The organism is Lactiplantibacillus modestisalitolerans (genome assembly GCF_005405425.1).
GTDB classification, from domain to species: Bacteria; Bacillota; Bacilli; order Lactobacillales; family Lactobacillaceae; genus Lactiplantibacillus; species Lactiplantibacillus modestisalitolerans.
On sequence record NZ_BJEA01000021.1, the window covers coordinates 16491 to 32283 of the forward strand.

General features: G+C 50.4%; 12 protein-coding genes. 9 read left to right on the top strand and 3 right to left on the bottom strand.

Features of this window, described 5'->3' with window-relative positions:
- Window positions 1-201: 201 nt before the first annotated feature.
- Window positions 202-1143: an alpha/beta hydrolase gene (locus FFM79_RS11345; RefSeq protein WP_137643626.1), complete on the top strand. Its 942-nt coding sequence runs from the start codon at window positions 202-204 to the stop codon at window positions 1141-1143.
- A gap of 60 nt (window positions 1144-1203) precedes the next feature.
- Here FFM79_RS11345 and FFM79_RS11350 read toward each other — a convergent pair whose 3' ends face one another.
- Window positions 1204-2322, bottom strand: a complete 1119-nt coding sequence (locus FFM79_RS11350; protein WP_137643597.1) for a glycerate kinase family protein — start codon at window positions 2320-2322, stop codon at window positions 1204-1206.
- A gap of 155 nt (window positions 2323-2477) precedes the next feature.
- On the opposite strand from FFM79_RS11350, the gene FFM79_RS11355 reads away from it, so the two are divergent.
- The gene (locus FFM79_RS11355; protein WP_137643598.1) at window positions 2478-2936 is read left to right on the top strand and encodes a nitroreductase family protein; all 459 of its coding nucleotides are present in this window, start codon (window positions 2478-2480) and stop codon (window positions 2934-2936) included.
- Window positions 2937-3086: 150 nt separating this feature from the next.
- Window positions 3087-4421: a dihydrolipoyl dehydrogenase family protein gene (locus FFM79_RS11360; RefSeq protein ID WP_137643599.1), complete on the top strand. Its 1335-nt coding sequence runs from the start codon at window positions 3087-3089 to the stop codon at window positions 4419-4421.
- A gap of 114 nt (window positions 4422-4535) precedes the next feature.
- Here FFM79_RS11360 and purB read toward each other — a convergent pair whose 3' ends face one another.
- Window positions 4536-5834: an adenylosuccinate lyase gene (purB, locus tag FFM79_RS11365; RefSeq protein ID WP_137643600.1), complete on the bottom strand. Its 1299-nt coding sequence runs from the start codon at window positions 5832-5834 to the stop codon at window positions 4536-4538.
- Window positions 5835-6151: 317 nt separating this feature from the next.
- On the opposite strand from purB, the gene FFM79_RS11370 reads away from it, so the two are divergent.
- The 3 genes from FFM79_RS11370 (at window position 6152) to FFM79_RS11380 (ending at window position 9434) form a co-directional block, all read left to right on the top strand.
- Complete coding sequence (locus tag FFM79_RS11370; RefSeq protein WP_137643601.1) at window positions 6152-7441, top strand: adenylosuccinate synthase; 1290 nt, start codon at window positions 6152-6154, stop codon at window positions 7439-7441.
- 25 nt (window positions 7442-7466) lie between these two features.
- Window positions 7467-8438 carry a GMP reductase gene (locus tag FFM79_RS11375; protein ID WP_170177457.1) on the top strand — a complete coding sequence of 324 codons (972 nt, stop codon included), beginning with the start codon at window positions 7467-7469 and terminating at the stop codon, window positions 8436-8438.
- Window positions 8439-8651: 213 nt separating this feature from the next.
- Window positions 8652-9434, top strand: coding sequence for a tyrosine-protein phosphatase (locus tag FFM79_RS11380; RefSeq protein ID WP_137643627.1), 783 nt, complete (start codon window positions 8652-8654; stop codon window positions 9432-9434).
- Between the two features lie 494 nt (window positions 9435-9928).
- Here FFM79_RS11380 and cls read toward each other — a convergent pair whose 3' ends face one another.
- Window positions 9929-11374 carry a cardiolipin synthase gene (cls, locus tag FFM79_RS11390; RefSeq protein ID WP_170177454.1) on the bottom strand — a complete coding sequence of 482 codons (1446 nt, stop codon included), beginning with the start codon at window positions 11372-11374 and terminating at the stop codon, window positions 9929-9931.
- A 130-nt stretch (window positions 11375-11504) separates the two neighbouring features.
- Between cls and FFM79_RS12665 the strand changes: the two genes are divergently transcribed.
- From FFM79_RS12665 to FFM79_RS11400, 3 genes are all read left to right on the top strand, one after another.
- Window positions 11505-11654, top strand: a complete 150-nt coding sequence (locus tag FFM79_RS12665; RefSeq protein WP_170177455.1) for a hypothetical protein — start codon at window positions 11505-11507, stop codon at window positions 11652-11654.
- Window positions 11655-11958: 304 nt separating this feature from the next.
- Complete coding sequence (bcaP, locus tag FFM79_RS11395) at window positions 11959-13374, top strand: branched-chain amino acid transporter BcaP (RefSeq protein ID WP_137643604.1); 1416 nt, start codon at window positions 11959-11961, stop codon at window positions 13372-13374.
- 247 nt (window positions 13375-13621) lie between these two features.
- On the top strand, window positions 13622-15649 hold the full coding sequence (locus FFM79_RS11400) for a KUP/HAK/KT family potassium transporter (RefSeq protein ID WP_137643605.1): 2028 nt from the start codon (window positions 13622-13624) through the stop codon (window positions 15647-15649).
- Window positions 15650-15793 lie beyond the last annotated feature (144 nt).

A 15793-nucleotide genomic window follows, 5' to 3' on the forward strand; every position in this document is an offset into this window, starting at 1 on the left:
AGCATCGGCTTAGCACCAGAACCCTTTTCATTTACTCCTCCAAAGCGAATGAAAACCAAAACTGACTAGGTTTCGCGCCTAATCAATCGAACGACTCCTTTCGCCCACCGCTTTTTCGGTGGGTTTTTTATTTTCAGAAAAGTTGCATTTTGAAAAACAATGGGCGTATGATTACCGAGTAGAGATTGAGGAGTGATCATGATGAAGAAACACCGCATCCTGGCTGCAATCAGCGCCCCCGTCGCGCTCTTTTCCGCAACCTTACTCGCGAGTGAAAAGTTATATAACTTTGCTTTCAAACGGGTCGACTACGTTCCAGAAACGTCGGCCGACAAGCAAAAGTATGCTGACGCCTACTGGAGTTATGTCGATTGGCTCCACCGCCAACCCGTTGAAAACTGGGAACTAAATCCTGACGACGATCAAAACCACCTCGTCGCCACCTACGTCCCGGCTAAGGGCGCCAGTCAAAAAACCGTCATTATTTCCCACGGTTATAAGGGCGATGGCGAAACCATGGCTAACTACGCCTACATGTTTCACCAAATGGGTTACAATGTTCTGTTACCCGACGACCGCGGTCATGGTCAAAGTGCCGGCAAGTACATCAGCTTTGGCTGGCAAGATCGGCGCGACTACCTCGAATGGATCTCCCGGGTGTTGCAAACCAACGGCCCCCGGACTCAGATTGTTTTGTTCGGTGTTAGCATGGGCGGCGCCACGGTTGAGATGATGAGTGGCGAAGCGCTACCGCCCCAAGTCCAAGCGATCATTGCCGATTGCGGTTACACGAGTATTGAAGAAGAATTGGCCTACCTACTCAAACGCCAGTTCCACCTACCGAAATATCCGTTCGTACCGATTGTTAGTTTCATTAATCGCCACCGGATGGGCTACTTTTTAAGTGACGTCAGTTCCGTAGAACAGTTGCGCAAAAACACCCGGCCGATTTTATTCATTCACGGCGAAAAGGACGTCTACGTCCCGAGCTGGATGTTAAAGAAGAATTACCAAGCTGCTAACGGCCCGAAGCAAATGTGGCAGGTTCCCAACGCCACCCACGCTGAAAGTTTTTGGATCGACCCGGCAACCTATCAAAAACACGTTGAAGCCTTCTTGAAGCAATATTTACCACAAGCATAGCTCAGAACTAAACCGCTAGCTCGGCCCTACTTGGTCAAGCTAGCGGTTCTTTTGTCCCCTTCAATCCACCGGCTGCGTCACCATCCGCCCGAGCCGATCAGCCGTCCGCGCCAAATTTTCGGGCCCGCGTTTGAGCGCCATTTCTAACGTCATGACCCGATCAACAATCGGTAGGACCGCGGTTACGCCCTGCCGCGCAAAGGCCTCCGCGGCTCCCCGCTGATTGCCCACCACCAGGTAACAGTTCTTATGCGCCGCCTGCGCCATCCGGCTAATTTGAATGGGCACCTTGCCCATGAAACTCTGATCATCAACCTGACCCTCACCGGAAATAACTAAATCTGCCCGCTGAACGCGCGCCTGAAAAGCGCTCAATTTGGCAATTAACGCAAAGCCCGACTGCACTTCGGCGTGTAAAAAGTAACGGAGCGCAAAGCCAATGCCGCCCGCCGCACCGTCCGCCGCATGCGCCGTAACGCGCCCAGTAGCCAGTTGCATGTAGTGCGCCAGCGCTTGATCATGGGCCTTAATTTGCGCTGCCGGTAACCCCTTTTGTGGTCCAAAAACTGCCGCCGCACCCTGCGCACCCGTCAACGGGTTCGTGACGTCGGCCGCACTCACCACTTGAACGCCCTGCAAAGCGGGCAATAATTGGTGGGTCTCAATCCGCGCCACCTTCGCTAGGTCGGCCCCGATCATCTTCAGCGGCCGGTCCTGAGCGTCAAAGAATTGAACCCCCAGGGCTCGCAAAATTCCCGCACCGCCGTCAACCGTCCCACTACCGCCTAGACCAATGATGATCTTTTGAGCCCCCCGCTCAACCGCATCCTTGATCAGTAGTCCCGTGCCGTACGTATTCGTCATGGCGGGCGTTAACGTGGGGGTCACGTATTGAATCCCCGAGGCGGCGGCCACTTCAATGACGGCTAAGCGCTGACTTTCAAAGTACCCGTACGTCGCTTGAATCGGCCGTTGGGCAATGTCAACGGTTGGGACGGTTACCGTTTGCCCACCCGGTTGGTTAGCTAAAAAAGCCGCCACCGTCCCTTCACCACCATCCGCGATGGCAATTTGTTCACTACTAATTCCGTGGTGACCCAACTGCTCGGCAACAATCTGGTTAGCTTGCAAGCTGGTCATTGAGTTTTTAAACGAATCAATCGCAATTAACGCGTGCATCTCAATTCTCTCCTTCGTATGACTTAGTTTTAGTATAAGCACTGCCTTAGCTTACCTTCAACGGTTTTTAAACCAGAACCGTCAAATCTAGGGATGCAAACGGATTCAAAAACAGTTATCATTAAGGTAATTCTTATTACGTGGGGGTATTTAACATGGAAACATTAAAAATGATTCAAGCGCGCAAGGCTGTTCGGAGCTACACGGGTCAAATTTCAGCTGAGCAACTCCAAACCATTTTTGACGCCGCCAACGCCGGCGCCGTCGGGATGGGCCAGTTTGAAAATTACCGGGTCATCGCAATCCAAAAGGAAAGCGTACTTGCCCAATTAAACGGGATTTACGACGCACCAACCGTCTTCGTCGTTGCGGCGACTGCGGACACCCCAATGGAAGCCGTTTCCGCCGGCATCATCGTCCACAACATGGCGTTAGCCGCTGAAGACCTCAGCCTAGGTGCCAACTATAACATGGCAAGTCTTGGTTCAATTCCAGCCGACGTTTTACCAGCCGGCTTCAAACCACTGATTGCGTTAACGGTGGGTCAAACTAGCGAAACGTTTACACCCCGGAATTTACCGGCCGACCGGATTCAAAAATCAACTGTCAAATAAACCTAAATTTAATGTTTAACCCGGAAAGCCGTTTGCGTTTCCGGGTTTTTTTATCTGGTCAGAATGGATTTTATAATGCAAATCAATTGTAAGCCCAATTAAAAATCGGTATGCTAATCGTATCAAATCATTCACAGGGGGAATCATTTTATGGCAACTAATTTTGATTTCGACGTGCTCTACATCGGTGCGGGCCACGGTACTTTTGACGGTGCCGCGCCACTAGCAGCGACCGGCGTTTCGGTTGGTGTGATTGAAAGCGGACTCATCGGGGGCACCTGTCCGAACCGCGGCTGCAACGCTAAAATCACCTTGGACGAAGCGGTCAAGGTGAGCCGTGAAGCCGCCCGCTTGGATACCGTCTTAACCGACCATCCTAAGATCAATTGGACCGCCAACGTCGCCCATAAACAGGAAATCATCGACGTCCTCCCCGCTAATTTAACTGCTAAATTAGAAGATGCGGGGGCGACCATCATTAAGGGGCGCGCAAAATTTAAGGACGCCCATACCGTTACGGTTGACGGTAGCCGCGACATCACCGCGGATAAAATCGTCATCGCAACCGGTTTAAAACCCCACCGCTTAGCTATTCCGGGGACCGAACTCGCCCACGATAGCGAAGCGTTCCTGAACTTAACGCAATTACCAAAACATCTCACCATTATTGGGGCGGGCTACATCGGCATGGAATTTGCCACGATGGCGAACGAAGCCGGAGCTGACGTCACCGTGATGCTCCGCGGTGACGTTGTCTTACGCCACTTCCACCAACCGTTTGTGAAGCAAGTAGTCACCGACTTAAAGCAACGGGGCGTCACCTTTATCACCAACGCCAACGTCCAAGCTTTTGAGCGGGCCAATGACCGCCTCGTCGTTAAGTACGGCCAGCAACAACAATTAACGACTGACTGGATTTTAGATGCAACCGGCCGAATTCCAAACATTGCCGATCTCGGTCTGGACCAAATCGGCGTAGCTTATGACGAAGCCGGGGTCCACGTCAACGACCATCTCCAAACAACGGTGGCAAACATCTATGCGGTCGGGGACGTCACTAAGAGTGACCAGCCGAAGGTCACCCCGGCAGCCTACTTTGGCTCGAAGTACTTGATGCAACTGTTTAGCGGCCAAACGGACGCTCCGATCAAGTTCCCGGTAATTCCAACCGTTGTCTTCACATCGCCGCGAATCGCGCAAGCTGGGGTTTCAATTGAAACGGCCGAGGCCCAAGGATTGGACGTATCCGAAAACGACCTCGCCAACTACTGGTATTATCAAATTGACCGCGAACCGCTTGCCGCTAGCAAACAAGTTCATGATAAGCAGGGGCACCTCGTCGGCGTTACCGAAATGAGTGACCAAGCCGAAGACGCAATCAACGCGTTACTACCAGCCATTGAATTTAAGTTCGACCGCGAACAAGTCGGCCGCTTGATTGGCCTCTTCCCATCAATTGGTTACGCGGCTTGGCACCGCGCATAAACTTAAAAGCTAAAACTCAGGCTTTTCTCCCGGGTTAAGCTTAAAAAGCGACCAAGGCTCGTCCTAATCAAAGGACGGTCCTTGGTCGCTTTATTATTAATTTACAAGTTTACGTTAGTCATCCAAGCCTAACCGCTTAAAAATGTCATCCACGTGGCGCAAGTGGTAATGGTAATCAAACGCATCGTCGATGGCCGCCTGGTCGAGGTGTTGCCGAATTTCGGCGTTCCCCTCAACTAACGGTTTAAAATGCAACTGTTCGTCCCAGGCCTTTGCCGTCAATGGTTGAACCAGATCATAGGCCGCTTCACGGGACATCCCAGTATCAATCAACTTCAAGAGTACCCGTTGACTATAAATAAGACCGTAAGTTGCATCCATATTCTGTTTCATTCGCTCTGGGAAGACCGTGAGCGTCGCCACAATCTTGTTAATCCGTGTCAAAATGTAATCAATTAAAATCGTTGAATCCGGTAAGATAATGCGTTCCGCCGACGAATGCGAAATATCACGTTCGTGCCATAATGCCACGTCTTCGTAAGCCGTCAACATGTGACCGCGAAGAACCCGCGCCAGTCCAGTCACGTTCTCCGAACCAATCGGGTTGCGTTTATGGGGCATTGCTGAGGAGCCCTTTTGACCCTTATTAAAGAACTCTTCAACTTCGTGGGTCTCAGACTTCTGAAGGCCCCGAATTTCAGTCGCGATCACTTCCACACTAGTCGCGATTAGCGCGATCGTCGCCAAGTATTCGGCGTGTAAGTCCCGGGGTAACACTTGCGTTGAAATTTCTTGCGCGCGGATTCCCAGTTTATCGCAAACAAACTTCTCAACAAACGGCGGAATGTTCGCAAACGTCCCAACCGCTCCACTGATTTTACCCGCTTCCACGCCGGCAGCGGCGTGTTCAAAACGTTCAATATTTCGGTTGATTTCCGAATACCAGCGGGCGAGTTTTAAGCCGAAAGTCGTTGGCTCCGCGTGAACTCCGTGAGTCCGCCCCATTTCAACGGTATATTTATACTTTTTCGCCTGTTGTGCTAGTGTCGTGCGTAACGTCTGCAAGTCCTCACGAATAATGGCGTTGGCCTGCTTCAAACGGTACCCCTGCGCTGTATCGACCACGTCGGTACTCGTCAAACCATAGTGGACCCATTTCCGTTCAGCACCTAGTGATTCAGAAACATCGCGCGTAAACGCCACCACGTCATGGTGCGTGACCGTTTCAATTTCGGCAATCCGGTCAACGTCAAACTTGGCGTTGGCCCGAATTTTAGCAACGTCTTCGGCAGGAATCTTACCTAATTCAGCCCAGGCCTCATCCGCCGCGATTTCAACTTCTAACCATGCTTGATATTGGTTTTCTAACGACCATACTTTCCCCATTGCTGGACGCGTATAACGATCAATCATTGTTAATCCTCATTTCTATTCACTTATTCACTAACAAAACACGAACATTATTATAACATACCAATTTAGAATTAAACAGGCGCGAACAATGAAAATTTAAACTTATTTTTCATTAATTTGGTTATTAAAGCGGTTATATTTCAGTGTTTCCAGCGTAAGTATGAACATTTAATTATCATCAAAACAAGAACATTCGGTTTTGCGGTTGCGTTTTAGTAGTAAAATTGCTATACTCATTTGGGTTGGAGTGGTGAACGTTTCACTGTTCCTTGCTATTTAACATTCATAATTTAAACTATTTTAATGAGGTGGAGTATATGGCATCAGTCGTAGTAGTCGGTAGCCAATGGGGCGATGAAGGTAAAGGAAAGATCACGGACTTTTTAAGTCAGGAAGCAGATGTGGTATCACGTTACCAAGGCGGCGATAACGCCGGCCACACCATCGTATTTAATGGTCAGACGTTTAAATTGCGGCTGATTCCGTCCGGGATTTTCTTCCACGACAAATTAGCAGTTATCGGTAACGGGGTCGTGCTCAATCCGAAGTCACTTGTAGAAGAATTACAATACTTACGGGATAACGGCATTAATCCAGATAACTTACGAATTTCAAACCGGGCTCACGTAATCCTGCCTTACCACATCGTCTTAGACGGTGCTCAAGAAAAGGCGAAAGCGAGTGGCAAAATTGGGACGACTAACAAGGGAATCGGCCCGGCTTACATGGATAAAGCCGAACGAATCGGCGTCCGTGTAGCCGACTTATTAGATAAAGAAACCTTTGCGGCCGTTTTGAAACGCAACTTAGCCGAAAAGAACCAAATCATCACGAAATTATACGACTTAGAACCACTTAAATTTGAAGACATCTTTGATGAATATTATAACTACGGGCAACAATTGAAACCGTTCGTCACCGATACGTCAGTCGTTATCAACGACGCACTCGACGCGGGCAAACGGGTCCTATTCGAAGGAGCCCAAGGGGTCATGCTGGATATTGACCAAGGAACCTACCCTTACGTCACGTCATCTAACCCGGTTGCCGGGGGCGTTACCATTGGGAGTGGCGTTGGGCCTTCTAAGATTGACAACTGCGTGGGCGTCTTAAAAGCCTACACGTCCCGGGTTGGTGACGGGCCGTTCCCAACTGAATTGTTTGACGAAGTTGGCGATTTCATCCGTGAAACGGCTCACGAATATGGGACCGTTACGAAGCGTCCCCGTCGGATTGGCTGGTTCGATAGCGTCGTCTTGCGCCATGCTAAACGGGTCTCCGGTCTCACCCATTTAAGCTTAAACTGCTTAGACGTCTTAACCGGCTTAAAGACCATCAAGATTTGTACCGCTTACGATTTAAACGGTAAGACAATTTATCATTACCCCGCTAGCTTGAAAGAACTGGAAGCTTGCAAACCAATTTATGACGAGTTACCTGGTTGGGATGAAGATATTACCGGGGTCAAGACCGTTGCGGAACTTCCCGTTAACGCCCAAAACTACTTGAAACGGATTGAAGAATTAGTTGGGGTTAAAATTGCTACCTTCTCCGTTGGTCCTGACCGGGATCAAACTAACGTGATCGACCAAAATATCTGGGATTAATTAAAGGAGTTTTGAAGACATGGCGATGGAGATTTTTGATTACGAAGATATTCAACTAATTCCAAACAAGTGCGTGATTAACAGTCGGTCTGAAGCCGATACGACCGTCACGCTGGGTGACCGGACGTTTAAGATTCCGGTCGTTCCCGCCAATATGGCAACCGTCATTAACGACGACCTCGCCCATTGGCTAGCCGCCAACGGTTACTTCTACATCATGCACCGGTTTGAACCCGAACAACGTTCAGATTTCATTGCCAAGATGCACGCTGACCAACTGTTTGCGTCAATCTCAGTCGGGGTTAAGCCGTCTGAATACGACTTTATCAACGAGTTGGCGATGCAAGAACGCATTCCCGAATACGTGACGATTGACATCGCCCACGGCCACGCGGATAGCGTTATTGCCATGATCAAGCATATCAAGCAGGTGCTCCCCACCACTTTCGTCATTGCGGGGAACGTTGCCACCCCGGCTGCCGTCCGCGACCTTGAAAACGCGGGCGCCGACGCCACCAAAGTTGGGGTCGGTCCGGGGAAAGCCTGCATCACGAAGGTTAAAACGGGCTTTGGTACCGGGGGCTGGCAATTAGCCGCCGTCCGCTGGTGCGCGAAGGCCGCCCGTAAACCAATCATTGCTGACGGTGGCGTCCGTACCAACGGTGACATCGCGAAGTCGATTCGTTTTGGCGCTACCATGGTAATGATTGGCTCAATGTTGGCCGGCCATCAGGAGTCTCCGGGTAACATTCTGAAAATAGACGGTAAAACTTATAAGCAATATTACGGCTCAGCGAGTGAAACCCAAAAAGGGGAACACAAAAACGTTGAGGGTAAGCAAATGTTAGTTCCATACCGCGGACGTATTGGGGATACGTTAAACGAAATGCAGGAAGACCTGCAATCCTCAATTTCATACGCCGGTGGTCGGGATCTCAAAGCCATTACGAAGTGCGACTACGTCATTGTACGTAATTCCATTTATAACGGTGATTAAATCGTTCGTATGAGGGGCTGTGACAGAAGTCGCAGTCCCTTCTTTGTTGTTTAGCACCAAAACGGGCGCCAAAAGTCAGCCGCCCCCGCTTAACCCGGTGGTACACCTTGCCCGTCGCGTTTGTTAGCACACCGTTATCACGCCGCGAATTCGCCTGACAATCGCGATGAAAGCGGTTATACTAGACTTAATTCAGTAATCGAGGTAATCATGATGGAACACAATCGGGTTTTACGTTTACAACACGGCATCAATTTTCGCGAACTGGGCGGCTACCAAACGGCGGCGGGTAAAACCATTAAATGGCAAAAGTTACTCCGCTGCGGGGGCATGTCGCTACTCACTAAGCAAGATTTAGCCTACCTCCAACGCTACGGTCTGCGTTACGATTTTGACTTGCGCCAAGCTAACGAGGTTGAAATGACCCCCGACCGCTACCCTAAAACGACCCGCTACATTAACGCTTCCGTTTATCCGTTCACGGATAATCGCCAGCTCGACCGGCGCCTGAAACGGTTATTAAAACGCGTGCTCCTAGACGATTCGTTTAGCTCACAAACTTACGTTCAAATGGTTACTGATTCGCACGCCGTCAAGGTCTGGCAGCGTCTGTTTGCCGTTTTACTGGCTAACGATCAACCCGACCAGTCGGTGGTCTTCCATTGTGCTGCGGGTAAGGACCGCACTGGAATTGCGGCCATGCTGATTATGACCGCTTTAGACGTTCCCCGCGAAACTATCATGCAAGACTACCTCTTAACGAACGCCATTTTTATGGCGGCCGATAGCCTGGACACCGCGACGATTATTACCAAGGCCAATGCTGGTGACTTAGCTAGTCAATTCAACGTCGCCATGGCGGTCGAAGCTGAAAATTTAAAGATGGTCTTTCAGGTTTTCGATAACTTATACGACGGTGGCTTGGGCTACCTGCGTAAAGTCATTGGTCTTTCAATTGCCGACATCAACCGTTTAAAGGAACTTTACCTTGATTAATCAAAAATGGTTCTATACCAATTAGGGTTGATATGCCGCCAGCAGCGGGTGTAACCGGTTGGCTGGAACACTGCGGGCATCGATTTGAGCTCACTCAGAAAACCACTGAGCAATCTCAAATTCGAGCCTTATTCTAAGCCGGAAGCAGCCCACTTCCGGCTAAGAATAATTTCGCAGTTGAGCCATGGTTACACCCGCTACTGGCTAGTCTTGCCTTAATACGGAGTTTCGCGGCGGGCTTTAGTAATCCTCAAGTGGCAAGGCTGGTTCTGCGCAACATTTATTAAATTAAGCGCAACCTTGCCCACTTATTCTGGCAAGCATAATGAATTTTTGGAAAGCTCAACTGGCATCTCTTCTAGCAGATCAACACCATCTATCATAGAGCCGCAAAAATCCCCAGCAACGCTTACAACGTTACTGGGGATTTTAATTTAAACTTACTTTGATACTTACTTATTAAATCGTTGAACTGCTTTTTCAAATTCGTAGGCTCACAAAATTGGCGACAACAGCCGGGAGAAGGTTTGTTTAAACTTCAACCACCACGGCTGATTTTCAAAGTCTTGAACGGTAACTAAACTACTTAAGTCCTGATCACGAAGAAAAACGCGCTCAAGTTCCTTAGCAAGCGCCGTATCGTATAAAAAGGCGTTCACTTCGAAGTTTAACTTAAAGCTTCGAAAATCGAGGTTCGCCGAGCCAACCGATGCGACCTGACCATCAATCACCATCGTTTTCGCGTGCAAGAACCCGTTATTGTAGTAATAGATTTTAACGCCCGACTCCGCTAGCTCCCGGGCATAGTACTGGGTCGCCCGGTACACGAAAACGTGGTCGGGTTTATCCGGCACCATAATCCGAACATCAACGCCCGACATGGCCGCAATGCGAATCGCATCCAGCACCGAATCATCCGGAATAAGGTATGGCGATTGAATCCAGAGACGGTGCTGCGCCGTCATGATCATTTTGATGTAGCCCAACTTAATTTGCTGTTCATCACTATCGGGTCCGCTCGAAACAATTTGTAACGACGTGTCCCCCTTGACCTTAATGACCGGGAACATTTCCGCGTTCGGCTCAACCCGTAATTCGGTTGCGGTTGCGTTCCAGTCACGAATGAAGCGTTCTTGTAATTCGAATACCCCGGAACCCACGATCCGTAAATGGGTGTCGCGCCAATAACCAAATTTTTCCTTCCGACCTAGGTACTGGTCACCAACGTTAAAACCACCAACGTAGCCAACCCGGCCATCCGTCACCACGATTTTGCGGTGATCACGAAAGTTCAGTCGAAAATCCATGACCGCACTGCGCGCACCTAAGAACGGCCGCGCATGGCCACCAAGTTCTTCCAAGTGCTTAAAGAAGCTGCGGAACGTTCCCATTGAGCCCCACGGATCATAGATGACCCGCACGTCGACCCCTTGGGCCGCCTTGCGTTCTAACAGGTGTAACAACTCATTTCCAATTTGATCATTATAAAACGTGTAGTACTCAATGTGCACGTGGTGCTTCGCCGCTTCAATATCCTGAAACATGGCGTGAAACTTTTCGTGGCCGTCGGTAAAAATTTTGACCCGGTTTTTCCGGCTTAACAACGCCCCGTCTGAATTTAAAAACAAACTAACCATCCCGCGAACCGAACTCGTGACCGCATCCGCCGGCATCAAATCGTTTCCTAGTTCCTCGCGCTGGCGTTGAATCATTTGTTCCAGCCGAATCTGAGTCTCTTTTTTCAAGCGGAACAGTCGGTTCTTCGGCAACTTCCGCCCAATAAACGCGTAAGCAATAAAACCCGCAACGGGAATCATGATCAACACGAGCAACCACGCCCAAGTCGCCGCAATATCACGGCGGTCCCGGAAGACCGTGATCACCGCTGCCACCGCATTAATGACAACAATGACGTTAAAAATTGGCAAAATATATTGCAATGGAGGCACCCACCTAATTTAATGTTATTTTCATTCTACCGCATAATGCATTCTAATAATAACGTTTTGCGACGGTAATCATTGCAATTTACGACCAAACACGCAATAATTTCGCTAAGGGGGCGTTTAAATGTTAGCCATGTTAGGAATTCACGGCCTGGGCCCAATTCGAATGTTTCACATGACCGAACACCTGGCAGGCCCCAAGGCGGCCGTCGGGATCATTTTAATTTTAGTTGTGTTGGCAATTGCGTATCGCTATTACCGCCAACACCGTTAAGCGACGTTGAGACTGCGGTTTCAACGCCGTTTTTTTGCAGCGTTTACGTGGTTAATAACCAAACTAAAAGTCCACCACCAACCGCAAGCTGGCGCTTGGCCCTAAGCCGGCAGCGGTGCGGCGCTCGTCGTCAAAGTCGGTCAAACTAATTGGCTGATTCAATAACCGCCCGCTTAAGTAAGCGGTTTTACGCTTATTTTAGCGAAAGCCACTAAAAATTAACCGATTTTTGGCTAAGTTGACCATCGCCGTTTTCACCGTAAGCCCTACAATTGGAACTAATCAAATGAAAGGGGCGTTGCTTATGGATCTTTCGCATAACCATTTGTTACGTAAAAAGGATATTCACGTCATGTTGACGAGCTACCACAGCCCGCTCAAAAAGGAAATGAAAACCTTCGACCTGACGATGCTCGGAATCGGCGCCATTATCGGAACTGGGATCTTCGTTTTGACCGGGACCGGCGCCCTAACCGCCGGACCTGGCCTAATGATTTCCTTCGTCATTGCCGCCATTGCCTGCCTATTCGCTTCACTATGTTACGCCGAATTCGCTGCGATGGTGCCCGAAAGCGGCTCGGCCTATACGTATTCCTACACGACGCTGGGTGAAATCGTAGCCTTTATCATTGGCTGGGACTTAATGTTGGAATACTTATTTGCCGTTTCAACCGTTTCCGCCGGCTGGTCGGGCTACTTTCAATCTTTTCTGGCTGGTTTTGGCTTAAAATTACCCGCAGCCCTCTCAGCGGCACCGGGTTCGGTTGCCGGCGTCAGCAGCTACTTTAACCTGCCAGCTTTTGCCATCATTGCCTTGATTACCATGCTGTTATCACTAGGCGTCAAGGAGACGAAGCGGGTCAATAACGTCATGGTCGTCATTAAGTTAGCCGTCGTGATTCTCTTCATTTTAACCGCCGTTCGCTTTGTCCGGCCAGCCAACTGGTCGCCACTACTCCCCTATGGGATGAAGGGCGTTTTTGGGGCCGCATCGAGCGTCTTCTTTGCATTTATTGGGTTTGATGCAATTTCATCCAGCGTTGAAGAAACCCTCGAACCGTCTAAAACGCTCCCCCGTTCAATGTTACTATCGCTTGGAATTTGTACGACTTTGTACGTCGCGGTATCGGCCATTATGACCGGCGTCGTCCCGTTCCGAACCTTTGCCCAGTACATTGATCACCCGGTTTCCGCGGTTCTTCGGTATTCGGGCCAAAACTGGATGGCCGGTATTGTTGATTTAGGTGCCGTACTCGGGATGACCACCGTAATGCTCGTATGCTTATACGGACAAACCCGGATTTCGTTTTCAATGTCCCGCGACGGCCTACTTCCACCAATTTTCAGTCGAATCAGTCCGCGTTCCGGCGCACCGGTCAAATCAACGCTTCTATTCGGCGGGATTGCGGCCGTCATGGGCGGCTTCATCCCGCTTGCCGACCTAGCAGAACTGGTCAACATTGGGACCTTAACCGCCTTCACCCTCGTGTCCTTCTCGATTATTCGGCTGCGCAAAACGCAACCCGATTTAAAACGGCCGTTTCGGACGCCGTGGGTTCCGTTCGTTCCAATCATGTCGATCATCTGTTGCGTCTTCCTGCTCGTTAACCTGCGACCCGTTACGTGGTTGCGGTTCGTTATTTGGCTCGCGATTGGCATGGTCGTTTACTTCAGCTATTCCATTCGCCACTCTAAGCTAAATGCCAATGCTCAAAATTAGCCTCCCAACCAATCCGCTTACGCGGTTAAAGAAACGTTCAAACGCCAGCCCGAATTGCCAGCAAGTACTACGTTGACAGTCGGCGCTGGCATATTTTTTCTCAAAATGCTTTGAAACGTTACTAAGCAAACTAAATAACCCGTAAGGCCGCCGAACAAAGTCCCCCGTTTAGGCCCTTGAAACCGCTCAATTAAATTGAAGCTTGTATAGTATGGATTACACTTTGAGTTAACGGGGGCGAGCACCAATGCGGCAACAACGGCTACGGCAACGATCTTGGCTGGGAATGCTCATTACGTTAGGCGTCGTTTACGGTGACATCGGAACGTCACCACTCTACGTCATGAACGCCATTTTAAATGATGCGGGCGCCTTAAAAGCGGCCACACCCACCTACGTCATCGGCTGTATCTCACTAATTTTATGGACACTCATGCTTATTACAACGATTAAATACGTCCTAATCGCCCTGCGCGCGGATAACCATCACGAGGGCGGTATTTTTGCGTTATACGCCCTTGTGCGGCAGCGGGCGAAGTGGCTAATCATCGTGGCCCTCCTGGGGGGCGCGGCGCTACTCGCCGATGGGACCCTGACGCCAGCCGTAACGGTCACGTCAGCGATTGAAGGCCTGCGCAGCCTCCCCAACTTCACGCTATTAGACAGTCATCCGTGGCTAATCCCACTCACCGTGACCGGCATTCTACTAGTTCTTTTTATGATTCAAGGCTTTGGGACCGCCGCCATTGGCCGGTCATTCGGCCCAATTATGCTCCTCTGGTTTACCGCCATTGGCCTCGCCGGACTGTTAAACATTGGCCAGGCGCCGGAAATTTTGCGGGCGCTCTCCCCGCTACCTGCCTTACGAGTACTGTTCAGTCCCAGCAACCACGCCGGCATCTTTATTCTCGGCAGCGTCTTTCTCGCAACGACCGGGGCCGAAGCGCTTTACTCCGACATGGGGCACGTCGGCAAAGCCAACATCCACGCGACTTGGCCGTTCGTCTACGCGACGTTGGCCCTCAACTACCTTGGTCAGGGGGCCTGGGTACTGAGCCATTACCGGCTCAACGGTTGGGCGAATTTAACCAACTTGAACCCCTTCTACGCGATGCTCCCCAACCAGCTTCAAATAAGCATGATTATTTTAGCGACCCTTGCGGCCATCATTGCATCCCAGGCGCTGATTACCGGCTCCTACACGCTCGTTGACGAAGCCATTGGGTTGAAGTTTCTACCCCGGATGGTCATCAAGCATCCGAGCAACGTGCGCAGTCAGATCTACATTGGCGCGGTCAACTGGCTACTTTGCGCCGGCACCCTCCTGATCGTCTGGCTTTTTCAAACGTCGGCGCACATGGAAGCCGCTTACGGGCTCGCCATCACCATCACGATGCTGATGACCACCCTACTACTGCACCAGTGGGTCGCCATGCGTGGTTACCGGCGTTCAGCGCTTGCGTTACTACTCGGCTTCGGTAGTTTAGAAACGGTCTTCCTACTGGCGAGCCTGTCAAAATTCATTCACGGCGGGTACTTAACGCTCGCGTTAACGTTGCTAATTTTTCTCGTCATGGTGGTTTGGTATTTCGGTAAACGGCGCCGCCTCGCCTACAACCGCACCCACGAGCAAATCAGCTTGCTGGACTACCGCCAGCAACTGATTGCGCTGAGCCACGACGACCGACTGCCACTATTTGCAACCAACTTAGTGTACCTTGCCCGCGTTGATCAGGCCCACCGACTTAAGCGGGCCATTCTTTACTCGATTTTAGATAAGCGTCCCAAGCGCGCCAAGGTCTACTGGTTTATCACGATTAACGAAACCAACCGCCCCTACGATTGTAACTACCACGTCGACATGCTCGGAACCCGCAACATCGTGGAAGTGCGGCTGAACCTCGGCTTTCGTAAGTCACAGCACATTAACCTGTACCTCCGGCAAATTGTGACCGAACTGATTGCGGATGGCCGAATCGACCCGCAATACTCCCGTTACGGGACCACCCAGCCCCGGCGCGTCGGCGATTTTAAGTTTGTCGTCCAAAATCAGCAAATTATGGATCTAGCTAGCAACCCGCTGGCTAGTCAGCTAGACCGCTTGTTAATCGGTGGTCGGGTGCTCCTGCAAAATATCACCCCATCCCCCGCCGTTTGGTACGGGCTCGAATTCAGTGACGTGTTGGAAGAAACGGTTCCACTCTTTATCCAATCAGCCCGCGATGCTACCTTAACCAGTCAGGCCATCCAGCACGACCGGCACCCGGAAACTTAATCACAAACGCTATATGAGCCTGGCCAAACGCTATCTAATTTCAGAAACGCTACACACCCATAATTAAGACTGCAAATAGCGGCCGCCACGTTTAGGTGCCGGCCGCTATTTGACGTGCCTATCTTATTTAGATCAAGGTGCCGG